Source organism: Helicobacter sp. MIT 00-7814 (assembly GCF_003364115.1).
Taxonomy (GTDB): domain Bacteria; phylum Campylobacterota; class Campylobacteria; order Campylobacterales; family Helicobacteraceae; genus Helicobacter_F.
Window position 1 is genome coordinate 16,064 of sequence record NZ_NXLL01000008.1, and the last position, 23,117, is coordinate 39,180.

At 42.0% G+C, this 23,117-nt stretch carries 18 protein-coding genes and 1 pseudogene; 12 read left to right on the forward strand and 7 right to left on the reverse strand.

The annotated features are described in order from the left end of the window. The first annotated feature begins 1 nt into the window (after position 1). The 5 genes from CQA49_RS03650 to CQA49_RS03670 all read left to right on the forward strand — a co-directional run bounded on the left by CQA49_RS03650 (position 2) and on the right by CQA49_RS03670 (position 4,924). The gene (locus CQA49_RS03650) at positions 2-1,351 is read left to right on the forward strand and encodes a glycosyltransferase family 9 protein (protein WP_115574614.1); all 1,350 of its coding nucleotides are present in this window, start codon (positions 2-4) and stop codon (positions 1,349-1,351) included. Between the two features lie 232 nt (positions 1,352-1,583). Next, positions 1,584-1,907: a thioredoxin gene (gene trxA / locus CQA49_RS03655; RefSeq protein ID WP_115574615.1), complete on the forward strand. Its 324-nt coding sequence runs from the start codon at positions 1,584-1,586 to the stop codon at positions 1,905-1,907. Between the two features lie 239 nt (positions 1,908-2,146). Beyond that, positions 2,147-3,628, forward strand: a complete 1,482-nt coding sequence (nhaA, locus tag CQA49_RS03660) for a Na+/H+ antiporter NhaA (protein ID WP_115574616.1) — start codon at positions 2,147-2,149, stop codon at positions 3,626-3,628. A 130-nt stretch (positions 3,629-3,758) separates the two neighbouring features. Next, positions 3,759-4,439: a response regulator transcription factor gene (locus tag CQA49_RS03665; RefSeq protein WP_115574617.1), complete on the forward strand. Its 681-nt coding sequence runs from the start codon at positions 3,759-3,761 to the stop codon at positions 4,437-4,439. Positions 4,440-4,441: 2 nt separating this feature from the next. Continuing rightward, the gene (locus CQA49_RS03670; RefSeq protein ID WP_115574618.1) at positions 4,442-4,924 is read left to right on the forward strand and encodes a hypothetical protein; all 483 of its coding nucleotides are present in this window, start codon (positions 4,442-4,444) and stop codon (positions 4,922-4,924) included. A gap of 249 nt (positions 4,925-5,173) precedes the next feature. On the opposite strand, the gene CQA49_RS03675 is transcribed toward CQA49_RS03670, so the two are convergent. After that, positions 5,174-5,995: an NAD+ synthase gene (locus CQA49_RS03675; RefSeq protein ID WP_115574619.1), complete on the reverse strand. Its 822-nt coding sequence runs from the start codon at positions 5,993-5,995 to the stop codon at positions 5,174-5,176. Positions 5,996-6,175: 180 nt separating this feature from the next. On the opposite strand from CQA49_RS03675, the gene CQA49_RS03680 reads away from it, so the two are divergent. From CQA49_RS03680 to CQA49_RS03690, 3 genes are read left to right on the forward strand one after another with little or no spacing between them, the layout of a single operon-like run. Then, a complete protein-coding gene (locus CQA49_RS03680) occupies positions 6,176-6,679 on the forward strand; it encodes a Rieske 2Fe-2S domain-containing protein (protein WP_115574620.1) in 504 nt (167 codons plus the stop codon). A 20-nt stretch (positions 6,680-6,699) separates the two neighbouring features. Continuing rightward, a complete protein-coding gene (locus CQA49_RS03685) occupies positions 6,700-7,941 on the forward strand; it encodes a cytochrome bc complex cytochrome b subunit (protein WP_181882601.1) in 1,242 nt (413 codons plus the stop codon). Next, positions 7,938-9,179: a c-type cytochrome gene (locus CQA49_RS03690; RefSeq protein WP_115574622.1), complete on the forward strand. Its 1,242-nt coding sequence runs from the start codon at positions 7,938-7,940 to the stop codon at positions 9,177-9,179. The genes CQA49_RS03685 and CQA49_RS03690 overlap by 4 nt, the downstream gene beginning before the upstream one ends. A gap of 53 nt (positions 9,180-9,232) precedes the next feature. On the opposite strand, the gene CQA49_RS03695 is transcribed toward CQA49_RS03690, so the two are convergent. Next, positions 9,233-10,537, reverse strand: coding sequence for a DUF563 domain-containing protein (locus tag CQA49_RS03695; protein WP_115574623.1), 1,305 nt, complete (start codon positions 10,535-10,537; stop codon positions 9,233-9,235). Between the two features lie 284 nt (positions 10,538-10,821). Here CQA49_RS03695 and metE point away from each other — a divergent pair, with 284 nt between their 5' ends. The 4 genes from metE to CQA49_RS03715 all read left to right on the forward strand — a co-directional run bounded on the left by metE (position 10,822) and on the right by CQA49_RS03715 (position 17,166). After that, the gene (gene metE / locus CQA49_RS03700) at positions 10,822-13,092 is read left to right on the forward strand and encodes a 5-methyltetrahydropteroyltriglutamate--homocysteine S-methyltransferase (RefSeq protein ID WP_115574624.1); all 2,271 of its coding nucleotides are present in this window, start codon (positions 10,822-10,824) and stop codon (positions 13,090-13,092) included. A gap of 140 nt (positions 13,093-13,232) precedes the next feature. Continuing rightward, positions 13,233-14,162: a methylenetetrahydrofolate reductase gene (locus CQA49_RS03705; RefSeq protein ID WP_115574625.1), complete on the forward strand. Its 930-nt coding sequence runs from the start codon at positions 13,233-13,235 to the stop codon at positions 14,160-14,162. Positions 14,163-14,173: 11 nt separating this feature from the next. Then, entirely contained in the window at positions 14,174-16,573 is a 2,400-nt protein-coding gene (locus CQA49_RS03710; protein ID WP_115574626.1) for a bifunctional chorismate-binding protein/class IV aminotransferase, read from the forward strand. Then, positions 16,570-17,166 carry an aminodeoxychorismate/anthranilate synthase component II gene (locus CQA49_RS03715; RefSeq protein ID WP_115574627.1) on the forward strand — a complete coding sequence of 199 codons (597 nt, stop codon included), beginning with the start codon at positions 16,570-16,572 and terminating at the stop codon, positions 17,164-17,166. Before CQA49_RS03710 ends, CQA49_RS03715 begins: the two co-directional genes overlap by 4 nt. Here the strand turns inward: CQA49_RS03715 and CQA49_RS03720 are convergent. The 5 genes and pseudogenes from CQA49_RS03720 to CQA49_RS03740 form a co-directional block, all read right to left on the reverse strand. Further along, the gene (locus CQA49_RS03720; protein ID WP_115574628.1) at positions 17,155-19,365 is read right to left on the reverse strand and encodes a flagellar hook-basal body complex protein; all 2,211 of its coding nucleotides are present in this window, start codon (positions 19,363-19,365) and stop codon (positions 17,155-17,157) included. The genes CQA49_RS03715 and CQA49_RS03720 overlap by 12 nt on opposite strands. Positions 19,366-19,373: 8 nt before the next feature. Further along, positions 19,374-20,183 (reverse strand): annotated as a pseudogene (gene flgD, locus CQA49_RS03725) (flagellar hook assembly protein FlgD); the annotation flags it as partial. A 33-nt stretch (positions 20,184-20,216) separates the two neighbouring features. Next, positions 20,217-21,746, reverse strand: coding sequence for a flagellar hook-length control protein FliK (locus CQA49_RS03730; protein WP_115574630.1), 1,530 nt, complete (start codon positions 21,744-21,746; stop codon positions 20,217-20,219). Beyond that, positions 21,715-22,476, reverse strand: coding sequence for a hypothetical protein (locus tag CQA49_RS03735; RefSeq protein WP_115574631.1), 762 nt, complete (start codon positions 22,474-22,476; stop codon positions 21,715-21,717). Before CQA49_RS03735 ends, CQA49_RS03730 begins: the two co-directional genes overlap by 32 nt. A gap of 66 nt (positions 22,477-22,542) precedes the next feature. Further along, positions 22,543-23,103 (reverse strand): hypothetical protein, encoded by a 561-nt coding sequence (locus CQA49_RS03740; protein ID WP_115574632.1) that lies wholly within the window; start codon positions 23,101-23,103, stop codon positions 22,543-22,545. Positions 23,104-23,117: the final 14 nt, after the last annotated feature.

Consider the following 23,117-nt stretch of genomic DNA (forward strand, 5'->3'; position numbering starts at 1 on the left):
AATGGCAAGGGAACGCATTATCGCCTTTCATCGCGCAAATAGGGTTGGCGATAATGTCGTGGCGATTAAGGCGATGTATGCGCTTAAGATGCTCTACCCTGATTTTAAGCTTATGGTGCTGACAAATGATTTGGGAGAGGCGCTGTATAGGCATTTGGGCTTTATTGATTATCTTTTTGACATAGACAAAAGCGCGGAGATAGCAAAGGTGCGTGAAATGGAGATTGAGATTCTCATCATCACGCACAAATGCCCGCCAAATATCACCCTTGCAAAATCCCTCAATGCGCGCAAAATTATCATGTATGCGCACGCGTATAACCTCTTTGCACCGCGCTTTCAAGTCATTTTCCCCCGCGGTATAAAATCTCATCATGAAAGTGAGAATCTCCTTTGCTTTGTGCGCGCTATTAATAAGGCGCATTTTGATAAAAATTTCCCGCTTATTGACTTTTCACAAGCGCGCCTTGTCGCAGGAGCTGAAAATAAAGCATTTGTGGAAACATTTTTTACGGAGCAAAAGTTAGGGAAAGATTTTCAAGCTACTAAGTCGGCTTGTAATGACACAACTTCTCATTGCGAGGAAGTAAAGCCGACGAAGCAATCCACAAAAAACCTCGAACAGCCAAACAGCGTTGCAGAATCTCATAATCTTATCAACCAAAAAATACCGAGTGTGTGCGCGCAAGCGAAGTGCAACGAAGCTGGAGCGGAGCCGAGCGGAATTCACTTCCGCAAAGGCGATACAATTGATGGAATAAAGGAAATAGATTCTCAAACTACAAAGCAAGGTGGTAGAATCCAAGATTCTAATCAATTAGAAATGGCAAAGTATGAACGCGGAGCGGAGCTGAAGCGGGATTTATTCCCGCGAGGCGATACATCTAAAGGAATAGTTGCCATCAACATTTTTGCCAGCTGTCAAAGACCTTGCAATTTTTCATTGACGGAGTGGGTGGAGATTATCAACACCCTTTGTGCGCGCTTTACAAAGATTAATTTTATCCTTACAAGCTTTGTTGGTGCGCCGTATGATTTGCGCGCGTGCAAGGAGCTGAGCGCGCCAAATTGCAAGATTTTTGTCAATAATGCAGATATTTTAAATCTTATCGCTCTTTTTGAGCGCGTCGATGCGCTTATAAGCGTGGATACTGGAAATATCCATATAGCTGATAATATGCGCCTGCCGACTTTTGGGCTTTATAGTAAAGCTATGCTAAAGCGCTGGGGCGGAGGTAGCTATGGAGGCGTGTTTGAGGCATTTTGCGTTGAGAATGCGCCCAAAGTTGGCGATAAAGAGCTTTTTACTCAAAAAGTAATCGCATTTTTAGAGCGCGTATGCGTTTCTTAAGATTTTGTTCCTTTTAATGTATCACCTTGCGGGAATAAATCTGCTTCGCGTTCATATTCTGCCATTTTTAGTTGTTGAGGTTGCAAGATTCTCTAATGTTTGAGAATCCTTACGGATTGCTTCGGATTGCAATTTTTGCAGATTCTTTTTTGCGCCCTTGTGGTTGAAAGATAACTTTTTGCTTGTATAATCAAATCCACTTTATTTTTTAACTTACAAAAAGGAGAATAAAATGGGAAAATACATTGAACTTACAGAATCTAACTTTGATTCTACGATTGCAGAGGGCGTTGCGTTGGTTGATTTTTGGGCGCCATGGTGTGGTCCTTGCAAAATGCTAGCCCCTGTGATTGACAAGCTTGCGGAAAGCTATGAAGGCAAAGCAAAAATTTGCAAAGTCAATACCGATGAGCAAGCAAATCTTTCAGCAAAATATGGAATCCGCAGTATTCCGACAATTTTCTTTATGAAAAATGGCGAGGTTGTCGATCAAATCATCGGCGCAGTGGGCGAAGCGGCTTTAACACAAAAGCTTGATGGTTTGCTAAATTCCTAAAATCCCCTTATTTTTAAGGTAAAGCGGGATTTATTCCCGCGAGATAATGCATTTTTCAGAATCTTTCTAAGCTTTAAACCTGCTTAAATCCACTACATTTTAAAAATTCCTGCTACAAATTTAAAAGATTCTTTTTTACTTTTCACTTTTGACTGCTATAATGCGCAAATAAATTCTACTAAAACCTTTAAAATCAACTTGCCACATTTGGAGGCACATCTAGGCATATTGGAGGAATGATGACTCAAGAAACGCTAGCACACCCTAATCGTCGCTATTCTTACCTTAAAGATAAGTTGCAACATGGCTTGCAGCGCTTTATCGCGCATGAATCTTTTGGTGGGATTTTGCTTGGGGTGTGTTTGGTGCTTGCGATGGTGGTGGCAAACTCGCCTTATAGCCAGTGGTATTTTTGGTTGCAAAAGTTTGAATTTGGGATTTTTCTAGGCGAGCTTGAGCTAAAGGTTGAGCTTTTGCATTTTATCAATGATGTGTTGATGAGTTTTTTCTTTTTGCTTGTGGGCTTGGAGATGAAAAGGGAGATTCTCTATGGTGAGCTAGCGGGCTTTAAAAAAGTGAGTTTTTCGGTGTTGGCGGCACTTGGTGGCATTGCTGTGCCGATTGTTATGTATCTTTGCTTCACACATGGCACGCCTTATGAGAAAGGCTTTGGAATAGCGATGAGCACGGATACTGCCTTTGCGCTTGGGGTGATTTTATTGCTTGGTGATAGAGTGCCAAAGATTGTGAAAATCTTCCTTGTGACACTTGCTGTGGCTGATGACTTAGGCGCGATAAGCGTGATTGCGCTGTTTTATTCAGATTCTATTGAGCCTTTTTGGGTGTGCCTTTCACTCGTTGTCATCGCGCTTTTGAGTTATTGTAATTTCCGCGATACAAAGCATTTGTCGCTTTATTTTTTGCTTGGCATAATGCTGTGGATTTGTGTGTATTTAAGTGGCATACATGTTACCATCGCGGCGGTTTTGCTCGCGCTCATTATCCCCGGGAGGACGCGCGTAAATCGCAAATATTTTGCAAATATGTTCCATGAGTTTGAGCGCATTAAGCGCATTACAAATAATGGCGCGGATATCTTGCATGTGCAGGAGCAAAAACAAGGCTTTTGGAAATCAACCTTTAAAAATATCAAAAATTTTATGACTTCATCATCTACGCATAATGTCAATATGGCAAAGGCGAGCGAGCTTGTGTATATGCTTGATACCATTGGCACTTACTCTCGCTATGCACAGAATCCGCTTTTGCGCCTTGAGCATGCGCTTCAGCCACTTTGCGCGTATTTTATCGTGCCCATTTTTGCTTTTATGAATGCAGGCGTGGCACTTGGTATGGATTCTGTGGAAAGCATTTTGACAAATCATGTTGTGCTTGGCACGACTTTTGGGCTTGTGCTAGGTAAGCCTATTGGTATTTTTCTTTTTGCCTATTTGGGCGAAAAGCTCAATTTATCCGTGCGCCCAGAGGGCTTGAGTAATTTTCATGTTATCGCTGTTGGGGCAATTTCAGGTGTGGGCTTTACGATGTCAATTTTCGTGGCAAACCTCGCGTATAAAGATGACTTGAGCGCAATTGATCTCTCCAAAATCTCTATTTTGATAGCTTCTGCCATTGCAGTGGTGCTAGGTATCACACTGATGGCGCTTGCGACAAGAAAGAAAAATGTAGAGCCAGAAGATTTCTTAAAGGTTGTAAGCTAGAAAGCTACAATAAAAAGCGTTTCTTAACTTTTTGGGTAATTTGGTGGATTCTGCATTGCTATTTTAACTTTGCATAAAAAAGTTTCCACTATAATACGCGCAGTTTTTAAAAAATTTTAAGGAGTCGCTTATGCTAGAAGTATTGATGATTGAAGATGATGTGGAGTTGGCAGAGATTTTGAGCGATTATCTCAAAAAATATGATATGAATGTAACAAGCTATGATGAGCCCTACACCGGCATGAGTGCGGTGAATGCGAAGCATTTTGATATTTTATTGCTGGATTTGACATTGCCTAATTTGGACGGGCTGGAGGTCTGTAAGCGCGTGGCAAAGCAAAAAAATATCCCCATCATTATTTCAAGCGCGAGAAGCGATGTCGATGATAAGGTCAAAGCCCTTGAATACGGCGCTGATGACTATTTGCCAAAGCCTTATGATCCAAAAGAATTAGTCGCAAGAATCCACTCTCTCTTACGTCGCTACAGCAAGAAAAATCCAAAAGAGCAGAGCAAAGAAAAAGATTCTGTCTTTAAAATCGACAAGCACAGCCGACAGATTTTTTTCAAAGACAAGAGGCTTGAGCTTACACGCGCGGAGTATGAGATTTTGACGCTACTTATTAGCAAAAAAGGGCATGTGTTTTCACGCGAAGCCATCGCTATAGAATCTGAATCTATCAACCCTGAAAGCTCAAATAAAAGTATCGATGTTATCATCGGGCGCCTGCGCTCAAAAATCGAGGAGAATCCAAAAAGCCCAAAATACATTATTTCCGTGCGTGGCGTGGGCTATAAGCTAGAAGCATAAAGGTGGGCGGATTAGCTTTTTGTAGGCAGATTCTTAGAATCTGTGGAATTTTTTGCATTTTAAGTTGTGGCGTTTTTGGCAACCCGCTAGATTCTTTGCAATATGAAGAATCGCTTGATGGCGCGGTGGTGGAGGCTGTCATTTCTTATAAATTTGTATTAAAAGATTCTCTTCCTACAAATGAGCGCTACCGCGTCTCACACGCCTTGCAACCAACAAAAAACGCCCAAATTGCCTATGAGTGCGAGATTGATGTTAGCGATTATGATATAAGCGATGATTTTAGCTTTTTTGTCATCGCGCTTTTACGCGAGGAAAAGGAGCAGGTTTTGCAATGCCTACAAAAAGGCGCGATTGGCGTGAAGGAATATGGACTTTCAAGAGAATCTACCGCCACACAACATACGCTTTTAGAGATTAAACCAACAAGGGTGCTCGCCTCACTACATAATCGCGCACTTCTTTTAAAAGTGCTAAAAAGATAGAATCTCGCAACCAAATCAGCCAAAAACATCGATTATGCGCGCGAAGCGGAGCCGAAGCAGGATTTATTTCCGCGAGGTGATGCAATGAAAAGGAATAGATTCCCAAACTGCCAAATCGAGTTAAAGAATCTATAAAATCTAAACAATTAAAAAAGGTTATGTATGCGCGCGTAGGCGAAGTGTAACGAAGCTGGAGCGGAGGCGCAGTGCGATTTATTCGCACAAGACGATACAAATCTAAGGAATAACCTATTCCCTAAAAATACTCGGCAGTGTCGTTTTGAAGCTATTTTTTGCAATGCGATTAAGCAGAGAATCTACAATATTTTGCTCAAAACCTTGCGCCCTAAGCTCTTGATGAAGCAGTGAAAGTGTGGCAGTGTTTTGTGGTGTGAGCGTGTGAAGTGCGATATTATGCGCTTTTAGCAAGGATTCAAACGCGCGCAAAAATGTATCAATCCTTTCATAGCTAAAGCCCAAATCCGCCTCATCGCTTTGATTCTCAAACAAATCTGCACTCGGAGCTTTGCTGATGATTTCTTGCGGGATATTGAGCGCGCCTGCAAGCGTGTAAATTTGGGTTTTGTAAAAATTGCCAATGGGATTTATCGCGCAAGCCAAATCCCCAAATATCGTGCCATAGCCAAGAAGCAACTCGCTTTTATTGCTCGTGCCAATAACTAGGGCATTTTGCGCGCTTGCATAATCATAAAGCAAATTCATTCGCATACGCGCGCAGAAATTCCCAACGCGTAGGCGCTCTAAAGGATTAAGAGAATCTCCTAAATTGCTAAACGCCCTAAACTCGCGCTCATAAGGCGTGATTGGGATAATGTGATGCGTGATTTTATTAGCTAGCGCAAAAAGCTTTGCGTCTTTGAGATTGCGCTCATTTGAAGTAGAAGCGGGCAGCAAAAGCGCGCAAAGATTCTCTTTAAACACTTCCACGCAAAGTTTTGCCACCACAGCAGAATCTATCCCGCCACTAAGCCCCAAAACGACTTTTTGAAAGCCCCTTTTTTGCACTTCATCTTTTAAAAATGTTTGTATTTTGCTGATTGTATTTTCCATTTTTACCTCATTTTAGGAATCTTAAAAAAAATCGCTAGAAAAAATTTTAAGAAAAACTTTGCGAAATATTAGCCACAAAAGGTTAAAAAGTGCTAAAAACTTTAGGGCAGGTAATAAATATTTAAGTATTTTTTCCCTAACATACGAAGTTTGATTTAAAACAACGCAAAGGAGAATGTGATGTCAGAGAATGTCAAAAGGCGTGATTTTCTTGGTATGACGCTAGGAGGTGTCGCGGCAGCTGGTGCTGTAGCTTCCTTGTATGCGATGAAGCGCTCTTGGGATCCGTTGCCAAGTGTGGTTTCTGCGGGATTTACGATTGTAGATTTAAGTCAAGTCCAAGAAGGTGTGCTAAGCACGGTAGAGTGGAGAGGTAAGCCTGTTTATATCCTTAAAAAACAAAGTGGTGCTCCAAAGGTTGAGGGGCGCGATTTTGAAGTAAATGGGGCTTTATACACGGTTGGGATTCAGATTTGCACGCATTTGGGTTGTATCCCCGGCTTTGATGAAAAGAAACAAAGCTTTTTATGTGCGTGCCATGGTGGGCAGTTTGATGCTTCTGGTGTGAATAAAAAAGGCACACCGCCACCAAAACCTATGGAAATCCCACCTTTCAAACTTGATGGGCTTAAAATGGTGCTAGGCGAGGAAGGTCCTGAATACAAAGCGCTTAAAAATGCGTAGTCTAAGGTTTTAAGGAGCAAATAATGGAAGTAAGAAAAGCAGATGGTTTTGTAGATTGGCTTGATCAACGCATCGCGGTAAGGAAGCTTATCGAAGTGTTGATGACGAAGTATTGGATTCCAAAGAAAATCAACTTTCTTTGGGCGATGGGCGTTATTTTATTGGTGCTTTTTAGCGTATTGGTGGTGAGCGGGCTATTTTTGCTTATGTATTACAAGCCTGATACCAAACTTGCCTTTGACAGCGTAAATGATACGATTATGCGCGAGGTGGCGTTTGGCTGGCTGTGGAGACATATCCATGCAGTGGCTGCAAGTATGATATTTTTGATTATTTATATCCATATGCTTGTGGCGATTTATTATGGCTCTTATAAGCGCGGTAGAGAGATGGTGTGGATTGGCGGAATGCTACTTTTCGTGCTTTTCTCTGCTGAAGCGTTTAGTGGCTATATGCTTCCTTGGGGGCAAATGAGCTTTTGGGCGGCGGCTGTGATTACAAACTTGCCAAGTGCGATTCCGGGTGTGGGTCCTGATTTGGTTGAGTGGGTGAGAGGGAATTTTGTCGTGGCAGATTCTACGCTGACAAGATTCTTTATGTTGCATGTGTGCTTGTTGCCTATTATTATTTTGATGGTTATTGCGTTGCACTTCTACACTCTAAGAGTGCCGCATGTCAATAACGAAGAGGGTGAAGAGATTGACTTTGAAGCAGAAGCAAAGAAATACGAAGAAGGCAAAAAAGCAGAATCTAAGGTGATTGCGTTTTGGCCAGACTTCCTTTGCAAGGATATTTTCATCGTTAGCGTCTTTATGATGCTCTTTTTCTACCTTGTGTGCTACCACTTTGATTTTGCGATGGATCCTATCAACTTTGATCCTGCAAACAACCTCAAAACGCCAGCGCATATTTACCCAGAGTGGTATTTCTTGTGGAGCTATGAGGTGCTAAGAGGATTTTTCTTTAGCGCAGATTTGGGACTTGTGGCATTTGGTATCGCGCAAGTGGCGTTCCTTTTCCTTCCATGGCTAGATAGAAGTCCAGCTGTTGCGCCAGCGCACAAAAGAAGCGGGTATTTTGTATGGTTTTGGGTGCTTATTGTTGATTTAATCGTGCTTACAATCTTCGGTAAATTACCACCAGAAGGCATTAACAACCAAATTGGTTTGGTGGCTGCTGTAGGATTCTTAGTATGGGTGTTTGTCGCGCTACCTATTGTAACGATTATGGAAAGAAACAAGAATAAGGGGGCAAGGCAATGAAAGAGCTTAAAATATTAGTTATTGTAGGTGTCGTTGTAGGCATTTTGTATTGGGGTGTGGAGCCACTCGCGCATTCAGTATTCCACCCAAAAACTGCGCCTGTTGATTTTGCGTTCAATGATTTGCAAAGCATTGATTTAAGCAAGGGCGATAAAGACAGGGGCGAAGCGATTGCGACAGGAACTTGCATCGCATGCCACAATATCAAGGCGGCGGGCATTGATAATGGTCCATTGCAATTTGATGGCGGGAAAGATGGCAAAATCACTACGCCAGATTTATCCACAGCAGGCGCGATTTATGATGAGAAGTTCTTAGCAGCACTCATCATCGATCCCGTGCATGCGCTCAAGTTGGGGCATAAGTTTAACGATGAGAATCCATTCCCAATGCTTCCTTACGCGCCAGAAGGCGATGATATGGAGCAAGAAGTCGCAGACATCGTAGCGTATCTAAAGTCCATCGGTAACGCGTCTTTGAGAAATGAGGTGATTTATTCAGAAGAATACACCGCGCAAAAAGAAGCGCTTGCAAAAAGTGAGCTTTCAGATTCTAAGAAAGAAGCAATTTTGAAAGACTTAGAAGAGCGCTTGACAAATAAAGCAGTGTTCCATGATGCTTGCTCAAGATGTCATAATATCCGCTATGATGAGCCAAAGAGCGCGGAGCATTTAGCACAAGTGCTTATCAAACGCAATGAAATCAAAAACTATCTAGGTGCGGAGGCGCCAGATCTTTCGATGATTATCCGCGCTAAGGGTGAGCATTATTTGGAAGCCTTTATCAATAACCCGCAAAGGGTGGCGTATAGCGCGATTAAGCAGGCGATACTTGATTCTTTGGTTAATCAAAGGAAGGCTGAAGAAATAGAGAAAATCAATGTGGATTCTTCGCTAAGTGATAAGCAAAAGTTACAAAAAATCGCAGCAGAAGAAGAGAAAGACGCCAAAGCCTATGGAATCTCACTTCCTGAAAACACTGCAAAAAGCCCATGGCAAGAAGATGACGATTACACAAATCTTGCAAAAGAAATGGGTGTGATGCCTGTGGGGCTTTCAATGCCACGCGTTGGACTTACTGAGGAGTCTCAAGAGCGTGTGATTGCGTATTTGGAATCTGTTGGCGATTCTAAAAAGCAAGAGCGCGAAGCGCTTGGCGTGTATTTGATAATCTTCTTTGGTGTGATGAGCGTGCTTGCGTATCTTTGGAAGCGCAAAATTTGGAAGCAATTACACTGATTCCCTTTCTTTAATAAAAGCCCTGCATTTCCTACGAGGGGGGGGGCTTTATTCTAAAATTCTACATATTTTTTAATATTCTCTAAAGCTTTTCTTAATGTATTTGGCTCGATATAGGTATTTTCTTGCTGTGGGTGCATAGAAGTATCCGGGGTTTTTCCAATCATATAAAAATATTTACAACCTTTAGCAAGTGCAATATAGTGCGGGCAATTATCATGGTAGTATTCAGAAAAAAGTTCAAATAAAGTAGCATGTTTATTTAAAAAGATAGAATTTATAAGGCTTGATCCATGCATACCTGCTAATATCTTACATTCTTGCATAAGCTCAATTTGTTTTTGTATGCTTAAAGAATCTGGCAAGATAATCTCAAAGCCAAATTCTTTAAGTATTGCTTCTACTTCGTCATTATTTATAATATTGCGATTAGAATCTTTTGGGCGTGTGAAAAATATTTTGCGGGTTGGCAATATCGATGATTGTGATAAAATCTCAGCATATAAGTGTTTAATAAGACTAGGCTGGTAGAATATACGAAAATGCGTATATTTCCGATATTCAACAATTTCATATTCATTTAAAAGTGTTGGAATAATGAGTTCTTGCGCGAATATGAGATGACTTTTGGTTGCTGGGATAACTTGAGATTCATTAATTCCCAAAATTTTTGGTAATTCTTTTTGAAAAGAATAGTTTTGTGGCAAGATATAGAAATCCACTTTTTTCTTACTAAGGCGTATTTGGTAAAGTCCCATCATCACTTCATTAATAAAGTGTCCATAGTTATCCCCTACATCTCGTGTTAAAAGAGCTACGCTCCCACTTAGCTTTATAATTTTACGCGCATAAAAGGGGATATAAAACAATTTAAGCCAGTTTTTTGATAAGCGCAAGATACTTACAAGAGCCTGCTGTATGTTTGGATTTTTTGGGGTATCAAGTAGATGCGTCCTTAAATTAGTGTAAGAAAGCAATACTTTTTTACTTTTTGTGAAAACTAAATCTATATTTGTCCTTGCATAGGCTTTTGGCAAGGTGCGAACGATAAGTTTTTTTGTTTTATAAGTGTAGGGACGAAAAAATTGATGGTAGTTTCCAAAAACATCGGTAAGATGAAAGTTGGAATAATGAGGTTTGGAATCTATGGGATTTTTTTCAGAATCTACCCCCCCCCTTAAAGCTTTATTTAAAACTTCTGGCAAGGAATTTTCATTTTGATAATAAAAAAGTCCATTTCCACAAACCAACACATTTTCCTCATTCCATACGCAAACTTCTTCACTTATCTCATTATTTTCTTTTGCTTTGGTAAAGGTCGTGGTTTTAGATTGAAAAAATTTATTTAAAATTGGCATAAAGCCTCCTTTTTGATTTTGTGGCAAATATTACAGCATTTAAGCGGTTTTATTTTTCTAGTTTTCTGTCTTGAAAACCCAAAAAATTTAAAACACGATATGTGTTTGTTACTTTTTGTGGCATGGTTGGTTTGGTGTGAGATTCTCGCAAAGTGGGGATTTACATCAGAATCCACCAAAAAAATCAAAAAATTTGCAGTAAAAATCACCAAACACATATTGTATTTTTAAAAATTTGTGCCACAATTGCACTTACAAAATTATTTCATCACAAAGGACAAGATATGAGCAATATCATCGGATTCCCAAGAATGGGGCAGAATCGAGAACTTAAAAAAGCGCTAGAGGCGTTTTGGAGTGGCAAGTGTAGTCAAAGCGAGCTTGAAAGTGTGGCAAAAGAATTGCGCGCAAAGCACTGGGCGAAGCAAAAAAACCTCGAATATGTATGCGTGAATGACTTTAGCTATTATGATAATGTGCTAGATTTAGCCTATGCGCTTAATGCAAAGCCTGCGCGCTTCAAAAATGTGAGCGGGCTAGAGGGCTATTTTGCGCTAGCGCGTGGGGCAAAAGACGCCGTGGCATGCGAGATGACAAAGTGGTTTAACACAAACTATCACTATGTCGTGCCAGAGCTTAGCATTGATGATGAGTATAAAGCTGATGCGAGCAACATTATCGCGCAGTATAATGAAGCCAAAAATCTAGGCTATAACCCAAAAATTAGCCTCATTGGGCTTTTCACATTTTTTGGGCTTAGTAAGATTGTTAAGGGCGAGCCAAAAGAGGTGTTCCGCAAGGTTAAAAGCGCGTATTTGGATTTGATCGATGAGCTGGTGGCAAAGATTCCGGGCGTTGTAATTGAATTTAGCGAGCCGATTTTTGTGCGTGGTTGGGATAAAGAGCTTTTTGAGTTGCAATGCGTGTATGACAGGGGCGCGATTGAGTGTATTTATGATGTTATTGCCAAAAAGGGCGTGAAAGCCATTGTTAGCACATTTTTTGAACATAGCAAGGAATTTACCGAGATTTTGCTAAAAACGCCAATTTATGGTATCGGGCTTGACTTCGTGCATGGTGAGAAAAACCTTGAAAGCCTGCAAGCTATCGCAAATAGCGATAAGGTGCTTTTTGCGGGCGTGATTGATGGGCGCAATATTTGGGTGGCAAATTTGGAATCCAAACTTGCACTTTTAGAAAAAATCGCGCAAATTGTGCCAAAAAATAGAATCGTCGTAAGCGCGTCGTGTTCGCTTTTACATGTGCCTTTTGGCAAAGATGATGAAAACAAAATGGATAAAGAGATTCTCTCATGGCTAAGTTTTGCGCAAGAAAAGCTCATCGAGTTAGAGGTTTTGGAAGATCTCTTCAAAAATAGCGCGCCAAAGGCAGAATCTAAGGAATTTTTAGCGCAAAATAAAGCGATTAACTCTGCGCGCGCGAACTCTTCACGCACCAATAACAAAGCTGTGCGCGAGCGCGTGAGTGCAAATACTCTCAAAGCGCGTAAAGAAGATTTTGCGACGCGCATTAAGATTCAGCGCGAGAATCTAGGCTATGGCGATTTAGCCACGACAACTATTGGTTCATTCCCACAAACGCCGGAGCTAAGAGCATTGCGCCAAAACTACAAAAAAGGCGCGATTGATAAAAATGCCTATGATGAGGGCATCAAAGAATATATCAAAGATTGCGTGAAATTCCAAGAGGAAATCGGGCTTGATGTGCTCGTGCATGGCGAGCCAGAGCGCAATGATATGGTGGAATATTTTGGCGAGCAAATGGAGGGCTTTGTATTTAGCGCAAATGGTTGGGTGCAAAGCTATGGCAGCCGCTGCGTAAAGCCTCCTATTATTTTTGGTGATGTGAGCCGTCCAAAAGCGATGACGCTAGAGTGGAGCAAATACGCCCAAAGCCTCACGCAAAAGATTATGAAAGGAATGCTCACAGGTCCGGTAACTATCCTAAACTGGAGCTTTGTGCGTGATGATCTCTCGCGCGCGCAAGTGTGCGAACAAATCGCGCTAGGAATCGCTGATGAGATTGATGATTTGCAAAAAGGCGGGATTAAGATTATCCAAGTTGATGAAGCGGCGTTTAAAGAGGGCTATCCTTTGCGCGCGGAAAATATCAAAACCTATGAAGAATGGGCGCTTAAATGCTTCAAAATCTCCACTGCCGTGGCAGAATCTAGCACGCAGATTCACACGCATATGTGCTATAGCGAGTTTAATGATATCATCAAAACTATCGAAGCACTTGATGCAGATGTGATAAGTATCGAAACTGCGCGCAGTGGCAATAGCTTGCTAAAAATCTTTAAGCAAGTGGGCTACACACACGAGGTAGGTCCGGGCGTATATGATATCCATAGCCCGAGAATCCCAAGCGTAGAGGAAATAGAAGCGCAAATTAGGGCGCTTTTGGAAGTGCTGCCAAAAGAGCAACTTTGGATAAATCCAGACTGCGGGCTTAAGACGCGTAAATGGGAAGAGGTAAAACCAAGCCTTAAAAATATGGTCGAAGCGACAAAAGCGGTGCGCGCGAAGCTGTAAGGCGTAAAATTTAGAATCTAGTGTGAGGATTTAGTAGATTTTCGCGCGGGTGTAGGTTGTGAGCGAGGGCAAATTATCGGCACTGGGTGTTGGCAGATTAAAACGGGCGAACTAAAATTAAGAAAGCAAAAAGGCAGAAAATGGAAGCAAAAAATTTGAGTGTGGATTTAGAATCTCTCATTGCCAAACTCCACACCAACGCGCCATTTTTAAGCCTTGAAATCACTCCGCCTTTAAGCGGGAAAATCGAAGTAGATTCTATAAAAGAGCTCAAAAATTTAGATTATATTAATGCCTTTGTCTGCACGGATTCCCCGCTAGCGCGCTTTAAGCCCTCTTCCATTCTTAGCTCACTAAAACTGCAAAATTTCTTACAAAAGCCCCTTATTTGTACGCTTAGCATGAGAGATCGCAATTCTATCGCGCTTTGTGGCGATATTTTAGCGGTAAATGAACTTGGCGTGCGCGCGTTTTTGAGCCTCACAGGGGATTCTATCAAGCTTGGGGATTGCATAGAATCTAAAGGCGTGTTTGAGGATAATTCCTTGAAACTCGCGCGCATTATTGACACGCTAAATAGCGGCTATGGCATAAATCATAAGCCCCTAAGCGCGCCCGTGCAAAAAATCTATAATTTTCATGTCATTAATTCTTATGCAAACAATATGGAAAGCCTCAAGACAAAACTCGCCAAAAAGCTAAGCAATAGCGATGTTGAGGGCTTTTTCACCCAGCCTGTGTATGATGAAAAAAGCGGAGAGTTTTTGCTAAAAAGCCTAGAGCGGCTCAATAGCGAATATGGGCGCAAAAGCGTGCTTATTTTTGGTTTTTATCCTATTTTGAGCTACAAAACTGCACTTTTTTTGCGTGATAAATTGCCCGGCGTGTTTGTGCCAGAAAGCCTTATTGAAAGTCTAGAATCCGCTTCAAAAATTAGCAAGCAAGAAGAAGAAAAAGTGGGCTTTGAGCAAAGTGTGATTTTGCTCCAAAAACTCCAAAAGCTAAATAACAAAATCCACTTTATGAATCCACAAAAAATCGCGCTTTTTGCGCCGTATTTCAGGGTATAAGCGCTTTTCTCATGTGGATTTTTGGTGAATATGCGTATTTCAAGCAAAAAGCCATTGTGCGCGCATATAAATTTAGCGAGTTGCAAGAGGCATTTTGCAAAATCGAGCGCTATGCCAAAAAGCACTACGCGCTAGGCTATGTGGCGTATGAGGCGTGGCATGAAAGTTTTGGTTTAGAGCGCGCGTTGAACGTACAAGAAGTGCTAGATTCTCAAAAATTACCTTTGCTAGAATTTTATATTTTTTCTAAACGCAAAAAGTTAAAGCACATAGAATCTAAGCGCAAGAATTCCCCTCAACCCTTTGTCTTTGAGATTTTGCAAAATTTAGACTTTGCGCGTTACAAAAGCGACTTTGCGCGCATTAAAAATGAGCTAAAGGCGGGCAATACTTATCAAGTTAATTACACGCAAGAAATGCGACTTTTCACTCGAGCAAAGCCACTTGAACTTTTTTTCTCGTTAAAAAAGCGCCAAAACACGCGATATAAGGCGTTTTTAAACACCAAATACGCGCAGATTCTCTCCTTTTCGCCTGAACTTTTTTTTAAATTTAAAAATGGCTCAATCACGCTAGAGCCGATGAAAGGCACGATTACGCGTGCAAAAGACAAGGCGCAGGATAAGCAAAATAAAGAATTTTTACGCAAAGATAGTAAAAATATTTCTGAAAATATGATGATTGTGGATTTATTGCGTAATGACATTAGCCAAATTGCGCGCGTTGGGAGTTTGAAGGTGAAAAAACTTCTTAAAATCCGCCCTCTAAAAACGCTTTATCAAATGGTCTCAATCCTTAAGGCGCAAGTAGATTTTAGGCGGGATTCATTCCCGCGAGACGATACAATCAATGGAATAGGGCTATTTCCCATCTTTAACGCGCTTTTCCCCTGTGGCTCGATTACCGGCGCGCCTAAAAAATCCACAATGCAAAGAATCCAAATGCTAGAATCCCGCACAAGGGGCGTGTATTGTGGCGCGATTGGCTTAGTGCATAAGAAAAAGGCATGCTTTAGCGTGCCAATCCGCACTTTGGTGCGCTACAAACACGAGGATTTTTATCGCTATGGCGTGGGAAGTGGGGTTGTGTGGGATTCTGTGATGGAGGAGGAATTTAAAGAATTGCGCGCAAAATCGCACTTTTTATTTTCCACCACGCCTAAAAATACAGAAACTAACCAACCAAAAAACACCGAGTGTGAGCGTGCAACGCGGTGGAGCGGAGGCAAAGCGGAATTCACTATACAATCTAAAGGAATAGATTCTCAACAACTAAAAAACATTACAAAATCTACAAATCTTATCAACCAAAAAATACCGAGTATGGGCGCGCAAGCGAAGTATAAAGAAGCCTTAGCGGAACCGAGCAGGATTCACTCCCGCGAAGGCGATACAATTGATGGGATAAAGGGAATAGATTCTCAAGCCACAAAACAAGGTGACAGAATCTCAGATTCCCAACAACCAAAAAGCATAGAGTATGTGCGCGAAGCGGAGGCGAAGCGGGATTTATTCCCGCGAGACGATACAACAAATGGAATAGCCCTTTTTGAAACCTTTCTTGTTAAATGCGAAAATAACGCTTTTAGCGTATTTTTAGGCGCGTATCATTGGCAAAGATTACTGCAAAGCGCGCGCAAGCTGTTTAGCGATTTTGATAACTTCACACAAAACCCTACGCAAGCTTTTTTAAACGAAATAAAAGGCATCGCAAAGCCCCATGTAAGCGTACAAAACGCGCAGGCAATGCGTATAGAATTTCTCAAATCCTGCCTTATGGAAAATAAAAATATTTCACCCTTGCAAATCCCTTTTGCGTGGGATTTTGCGCCACAAAGTTTGGAAAATATGCTTAAAAAATATTTCACGCACACGCCACCGCCTGTGTTTATCGCAAAGCCCACACTTACGCAAAATGGTGCATTGTTGTTGCAGGTGCGCGATTTTCTTCCAACTGCTTCGCAAAATACCGCTTATCTTTCCCGCACGCGCCAAGATTCCCGCAATGACTTTTTGTATCACAAAACCACGCAGAGGGCGCATTTTGCAAAACAAGAGCATTTTAAAAATGTGGATTCTTTTGATGTGCTTTATTGCAATGAGAAAGGCGCGCTCACAGAAGGTGCGCGCAGTAATATTATTCTTTTGCAAGGAAAAAAGCTTGTGACGCCTTCAGTTGAAAGTGGCTTGCTTCCGGGCTGTATGCGCGCATTTTTGCTTGATTGTGGGATTTCAAAAGAGGCAAATTTAACAAAAGAAAATCTCAAACGCGCTCAAAGTATTTTTCTTTGCAACTCTGTGCGTGGCATTGTGCGCGTAGATCTCAAAAAATCCCCGCGCCTAGATTCTCAATATAAAGTAACACAGGGCAAAGCAACACAAGACAAGGCAAAAAGAGGCAAAGTGCGATGAAAAAACTCCTGCTTATTGATAATTATGACTCTTTTAGTTTCAATCTTTTTTATTATTTCTGCGAGCTTGGCGTGCGCCCTGTGGTGGTGAAAAACGACTTCGCGCCAAAGCTCACAAAAGAGGTGAAAGATTTTGTTGCGGATTTTGAATACATCGTAATTTCGCCCGGTTTTGGCACTCCAAAGGATTCTCTAATCTGCCTAGAAATTTTGAAAGAATTTAGCGCGCGCAAAAAGATTTTAGGCGTGTGTTTGGGTATGCAGTGTATCGCTTCTGTTTTTGGTGGCAAGGTTTCAGAGATGCCTTCCCCAATGCACGCAAAGAGCGCGCTTTGTGAGTTTAGGGAAAATGCGCTCACACGCGGGATTCCAAATCCTTTTAAAATCGGGCTATATCATTCGCTTTTTGTAGAGGAATGCGGGGAATGCGAGATTTTGGGCTTTGCAAAAATAGCCTTTGATACGCACAAAACAAAAGACATTCCTATGATTCTAAAACACAAGAAATATTGCGTCTATGGCGTGCAATTCCACCCAGAATCGCTTCTTTCAACCTATGGCAAAGAGCTTTTGCAAAATTTTTTAGCGCTTTAGATTGATGGCTTCTTTGACTAAGTCATCGCCTGTGGTGAAAGCCTTTGCATTCATCGAGTAGCCCCGCTGCATCACCACCAAATCAGTGAGCGCATTTCCGACATCGACATTGCTTGTCTCAAGGTATTTATACAGCACCGAGCCAAAGCGCAAATGCTGTCCATTCCAGCCAAGTAGCGGGCGTCCGCTGCTAATGTAGGTGTCGCCATCATTGCTAATCTCGCTCATTTCAAACATATTCCCACCGACTTTTTTCAAGCCTTGATCATTGACAAATGCCGAAATCCCCACGCGCCCAAAAGATTCAGTCGCGCCATTAGTGAAAGAGAGAAAAATAATACCATCTTTATCAATGCGCAAATCCTGCAAATGCCCTTCACTGCGTCCATCTTGTGTTGTGGCTAGGATTTGAGAATCTTGATAGAGCCTATTTGAGCTATGTTTTTCTGGCGTGCCAGCGAGATTGTAGCGCACTTGACGATTATCAAATTCAAGCACGATTGGCTCACTTATGGCGTTATTATTCGCATCAAAGCTTATCTCATGGCGCACTTCCTGCCCCACAGGGATAGCGCCATCTTTATCAAAAATCTGCGTGCGCACTTCCCAGCGCTCATTTTGCGGGGGTTGCGTGGTGGTGTTTGCGGAATTTATCAAATAATAATGGCTTTGAAGCAAAAACTTCGCCCCGCCCTCATCAAAAATTTCAATATTGCTCTGATAGCTCGGCACTTCCAAATACGCGCTTTCAAAGCTGTCATTATTAAGCGCTTTCCAGCCTACTAAGTCTTCGCGCGGATTTGAGTTCCCCTCCACTTGTCGCTCATACAAGCCCCCTTGAAACTTCACAATCGCTTTTGGCGCATAGCTTTGCGTGGCGTCATATTCTTGAGGCAAGGTGCGCGCAGATTCTGCGACTTCCCGCCAGCCACCTTCAGTTGGGCGTTGTGAGCCATTAGATTCTATTTTTTCATAGATTCTGCCTTCAAAGTTTGTCAGCTCGCCCACTTTATAGCTCGCATTTTCTTTCCATTCACCAAGCGCGCTAGAATCCACCACTTCCCAATTTGCCCTATCTTCAAGCGGATTGCTATTCCCGCCTGTCCCAAGATAGCGCAAAACTATCCCGCGTGTGTTGATAATATCGCCATTTGTGTATTGCTTGCTTTCGCTATAAAGGGAATCTACCCCACTTTTAAAGCTTTCATTGCTTCCAGAGATTCCGAGTTTTTCCGCGAGATTCCCACTTATGGTAACTTCGCGCGTGCTAAGAGAGGCATTGAAAAGCTTAAGCGCGATTTTTTGACTAATGCTTCCATCAGGCAAGCGTGAAAAATCTAGCCCAATGCCTGTGCGCTCTAAAAGCACATTTCCTAGCTCTTCAAAAGTGCGGAAGTCGCGCCCGTAGGTAAATTCATAATCTTCCTTGCGCCCATTATTTGTAATACTAACCTTAATCTTATCAAAAGTCGTGGCATCAAGCACAGAATCATTCGCGCCAAAGCCATTGATATCCGCACCCAAAAAGCGCGCCTCATCAAAGCGCCCATCATTGTCGCTATACACAAGCGCGGCATTGACGCTATTTTGCGTTTTATTTAGGTTGATGCTCGCACTCACTTCAGTCGTCGCCACAGGACGATAGTACAAATCTTGTGGAATCTGCAAAGGTTTGAGATTCCCAGTTGCGAGGTTGGCGAAGTCCTCGTCGCTATTGTTTGTGGAGGTGAAAATATTATTTTCAATCTTGCCTAAATCCACGCCATACATATAATACCCGCGGGAATTGACAATATAGCCTTCCCCATCGCGTGTAAAAGCGCCATCGCGTGTGAAGTAGGTTTTTTGGTGCGATTCGTAGCCATCATCATTGATGACAAAGGAGCCACCTTTATTTTCGCCTACGACAAACCAGCCTTTGCCTTCATACGCTACATTAAATTCGCCATCACTTGCTTTGTAGCTTCCGCTTTTGGTAGAAATGGCATTGCTTGCTTTTGTCGCGCCGTAGTTGAAGTCATTATTTATCGGGGAATTTGCATTTAGAGAATCCATCGTGCTAGCAAAAAGGCTTTCAAATTGCGGTTGATTTTCTCTATAGCCGATGGTATTGACATTTGCGATATTATTAGCAAGAGAATCTAGCCCAAACTGATGTGTTTTAATCCCGCTGTAGGAGTTTATCATCGTCCCATTCATAGCCCATGATCCTTGTTGTAAAACTCAATCGCGCTTTGCATTGGCAAAATCATATCGCCCATTCTTAGCATTGGCGCGCCTTTGTCAAAAATAATGCTTTGCACCTCGCCCCTGCCAACGCGCGCGAGGTGGTATTGGCTTGTTTTTGGATCAAGATTGTATTCTGCGCGCACATTGTAGCTTCCAGATTCTAGCTGTTTGCCATTTTCATCAATGCCATTCCATTCAAACTCGACATAGCCCTTTTTGCCTTCAAAGTTTTTGAGCGAAATTGTCTTAACCAGCTCATTTTGTTGGTTAAAAATTGAAACCTTAGAATCCCCTCTGCTTGTATCAATCGCTTCATCAAAATAGATTTGAAACTTCACAGATTCCCCAGCGCTTAGGTTAATGCCAAAAACATCAGTTTCTGCGATTTTGCCTATCATTGAGACAGAGTTAAGCGCATTTAGCCCAGCCATTGCGGCGTTTGAGCTTGCGGTGGTTTTCATACCTTCATTGAGAGATTCCAAAGATTCTTTCATTTTGGCTTGAAATTCTTTTAATTCTTTGTTGGTTTCTTGCGTAGATTTCATCGCTTCAGCGACTTCTACCATTGTTTTTTTATTTTGTTCTTGCATCTCTACTTGCGTGAGTTGGGCGGTTTGGGTGATGATTTTATCTGTTTCCATCGGCGCGGTTGGATCTTGATTTTTGAGCTGTTCTAAAAATAGGCGCATAAATGCGTCATTATCAAGCTCGTTGATATTTTTTGGATTTTGTTTTTGCTTTTCAATCTTGGCAGTTGCGCCTGTCACTTCAGCTAAATCAATCGCCATCTAATCGCCCCTTTTTTATCAAAATATCAAAATTTACGCATAGCGCGGGATACGCAAATGCATCGTATTTGGCATATTTGCGCTTGTATCATCATTTTCTAAGCCATTTTCATTCCGCGCAAGATTTGAGTCTTGATTGCGCTCGTTTTGCCCTTGTCTGGCGTTTTCCCCGCCACTTTGAGAAAAGCTCAAATCCACATTTTCAAAGCCAATTTGCGCAAGATTCGTGCGCAAATCCGTTTGATTTTGCATAAAAAGCGCGATTGCTTGCTGGTTTGAATGCACTTGCACATGCAAATCTTTGCCTTTTTTAGAAATGCTCACTTCAAGCGTGCCGAGATTTTGCGGATTGAGCTCTAGGGTGATTTTGGTAAGCGGGGGCTTATAGTTTTGGATCTCTTGGTAAAGATTTGAGGCAAAATTCCGCACAGATTCCCTAGCAAGCGCGGTGCGATAGGCAAAAGGCGTGATTGTGTGCGCCCTTGTTGGTTGCATATTTTGCGCATTTTGCGTAGTTTGCGCGCTAGATTCTTTTGTGGCTGTTTTTTCCTTTATGCTTGGTTTTGTGCTTTTGCCTTCTTCAGCGCTTTGGAGCTCTAGGAGAGATTCTAAAAACTCTTTATTGCTAGAATCTTGCACTTGCTCAAACTCATTTTGCACACTTTGCGTAGTTTGTGCGTTTTGTTGTTGGCTTCCTTGCTTTGGATTGCCACCTTGTTTGGAATCTTGTGTTTTTGGCTCGCTTGTTTTGTGAGATTCTTTGCTTTCATCATTTTGTGCCTTTTTTGGCTTTGGCGTTTGTTCTTTTGACTTAGCAAGCTCTTTGTTTGCGAGTGGAGCTTTGTTTTCGCTAGATTCTAGCATATTTGCAAGGAGCGCTTCTTTTTGGCTTATTTGAGAATCCATTTGTATTTGTTCGGTTTCTTCATTTGTAGCCTGCGCGCTATTTATGCTAGAATCTGTGCTTTTTTGTGATGATGCCTGCGCGATATTTGCATTTTCCTGCGCTTTTTTTGGCTTTTCATTTGGTTTTTCATTTTGGGCAGTTTGTGTTTTTGTGTTTTTAGAATCCTGCGTAGATTCTTTTGTCGCGCTAGTTTGCGTGCTTTTTTGCTTTTGTGCGCTTTTTATTTCTTGCAAAGGATTTTTAGAATCTTGCGCTAGGCTTGTTTCCTTATCCTGTGGCAAATCAGCATTTTTTTGCATTGCAGGAGTTTTCGCCTCTTTTGTAAGCGCGCTAGATTCTGTTGCTAGGGCTTGTGTGGCTTGTGATTTTTCTTGTTTTGGCGTTTGCTTTGTTTCTTGTTTAGGCTCTTGCTTAGATTCTGGCACTCTTTTAGGTTTGGGCGCGCTAGATTCTTCTAAGGTTTGAGAATCTTTTTGCAACGCAGAATCTTTTTGCACCTTTTGAGCGCGCTTTTCTTGCTTTTTTGTCTTTTGCGCTAAATCCGCTGGTTGCGCGACTTCTTGCGCATCTAGGGACTTTTGCTCTGCTATTAGCTCTTTTTTATTGAGCGTTTTAATGTTCTTATTAGCTTTGTCTGGGTAAGTCCTTTTGTCCAAGTAGCGCGCTTAAGGAGGGTGTGCCCTCATCTTTTTTGGCTTCCTCATAGATATTTGAAATCTTGCTTGTGATATTTTTTGGCTTTCTTACGCCACGATTGATAACCGCCACACGCTCTTCCTTGCTTTCAAACTCATATTCAATCTTTTGTGTGGCTGAAAGTGGCTTAGGTTTTGGCTTTGGCGCAACTTGTGTTTGCAGACTTTCAGATTCTGTCTCTGCGCTTATTTTTGCTGGATTGAGATTTTGCTCTTTTGCGAGGTTTAGCACATCTTCAAGCGTTTTTGGATTTTTAGAATCTAGCTCTTTTTGCTCAAGCTTATTTTGTGGCTCTGGGAGCTTTGCTAGCTTGATACGCGCATTTTGTGTTGTATTTTGGTTTGGCGTCTCTTTTTGCGCCTTAGATTCTGGCGCGGTGCTTAGGGCTTGCGCTAGGGGATTGAGCGTTTTTGTGCTTTGGGTTGGATTTTGTGTTTGCGTGAGCGCAGTTGTGGGCTTTGCTTTAGAATCTAGCGCATTGCTTAGGCTAGGCTTTTGAGATTCTAAAACTTCTTGCGCGCCTTGAGTAGCGCCCTTTTGAGCGTTTGGGGCTACTTCGCTTTTTTGCGCTTGTGCCTCATCTTGCGCTTGTTTTAAAAACTTTTTAAAATCCTCTTTTGGCACGCTATTTTTTGTACTTTGTGGCGCTTGTTGCGCACTTGCTTGAGAACGCAAAACATCTTCTATCATTTTTTGCCTCCATTAAAATGGTTATTTTTAAAAGAGACAAAGCAAAAGATATTCCCTAAAGCTTTTTTAAAGACTTGGCAATGCGCTTAAAATTATCACAATAATTCCGCTTAAAAACACCCATACAGCGCTTTTTCGCTTACCTTTGCAAAATTTTGTCGCCACTAAGCCAGAGAGATAAAAAATAAGAAGTGAAATGCTAAAGCACACCGCCACAATGTCAAAAAACGGCGTGTTTGAGCTCACATGAAGCCCTAGCATAATGCCAAACAAATTGCGCTTTAGCACCATAAGGCGGTAGTATGGCTCTTTTGTCTGCTTGTCAAACGAGCCATACGCCACTATATGATAGCCCAAAGTCCCCATTCTCACCGCACCAGATTCATAGACTTCAAACTCTGTGCTGCTTGGCATTGGTAAATTGTGGGAATCTAAAACGCTTTTGATAAACGCTACTTCTTCGCCGGGCTTTGGCAGGCGCTCAATCTCCAAAAACTGCGCCTTACCCTCCCATGTATGCTCCAAACCACAAATCGCCACAACGCCCGTGATGATATACAGCACAATCGCGGGCAGAAAAAAGATGCTCAAATAGGTGTGGATCCACATCCAGCTTTTTTTATTCATAACGCGCCTTTGGG